This is a genomic window from Klebsiella sp. S69 (genome assembly GCF_016516145.1).
Taxonomy (GTDB): domain Bacteria; phylum Pseudomonadota; class Gammaproteobacteria; order Enterobacterales; family Enterobacteriaceae; genus Klebsiella; species Klebsiella oxytoca.
The window spans coordinates 1-1050 of sequence record NZ_JACVUU010000076.1 but is presented as its reverse complement, the minus strand read 5'-3'; the positions used below and the strand labels follow the sequence as shown (position 1 = coordinate 1050).

Here is a 1050-nt window from a genome sequence, read left to right as displayed (position 1 = left end):
CGGGCGATGGCTGGCCGGTAAGCTGATGAAAGAGCTGGATATCGCCAGTTGTCAATACCGATTGAATTCTGACCCACCCTGCCAAAGTAAAACTGACCCACCCCCCTTTGAATTAGTCGGGCGCTGCTGCTTTAGTCTTCTTCTGGAGTTGACCGCTTTTCAGCTTATCTTTCAGTCGATAGCTCTGGCCGCTGATTTGCGCGATGTGGGCATGATGAAGCAGCCTATCCAGCATCGCCGCCGTCAACGTCTCATCATCACCAAACGTTCCAGACCACTGGGTAAACGGCAGGTTGCTGGTCAGAATGACGCTGCCTGATTCATACCGTTTAGCGGCAACCTGGAAGAACAGATTCGCTTCCATTTTACCGAACGGCAGATACCCCACTACGTCGATGATCAGCAACTTAGGCTTACCTACCACGCGGTTCAGGTAACCCTTCAGATCACCCTGACGGTGCGACGCCATGAGTTGCAACATCATGTCGGCAGCGGTAATGAACCGAATGCTTAAACCCGCCATCGCGGCCTTGTAGTCAATGGCTGTCGCAAGGTGTGTCTTGCCGACGCCAGAAGGCCCGAGCAAGACAACGTTCTTCTGACGTTCGATGAACGCCAGCCCTGCCAACTCCTGGATCTGGCTTCGAGGCACGCCGCTGGCATAGGCGTAATCGAACTGCTCCAGCGTTTTTATCACCGGCAGACCTGATAACCGCAAAATGGTCTGCCGACGCCGTTCGTTCAGGCCATCATGCTGAAGCTGCAAAACCGCTTCCAGGAAGTCGGCATGTGTGCCGCTGTTGTCGATGGTTGTCTGTGCCACACAGGGCCACTCTGCCGGCAGGCGGTCGAGCTTGAGTTGTTCGCAGAGCGCTGCGATACGGTCATGCTGAAGGTTCATGCCTGCACCTCCAGTAAGGCCTGGTACGTTGCCAGAGGATGTTGCAGGCTCTCGGTCGGCACAGGACGCGACCTGGCCGCCGGGACTGGCGCGGGCAAGGCTCTGTCGCATTAAGAAGTCGTCAGATAACATACTGTTTTTTTGCTATG

At 55.4% G+C, this 1050-nt stretch carries 1 protein-coding gene; it reads right to left on the bottom strand.

Translation table 11 applies throughout. The features are described from left to right. Positions 1 to 112 precede the first annotated feature (112 nt). Positions 113 to 901, bottom strand: coding sequence for an IS21-like element helper ATPase IstB (gene istB / locus IAE27_RS29285; RefSeq protein WP_200093426.1), 789 nt, complete (start codon positions 899 to 901; stop codon positions 113 to 115). Positions 902 to 1050: the final 149 nt, after the last annotated feature.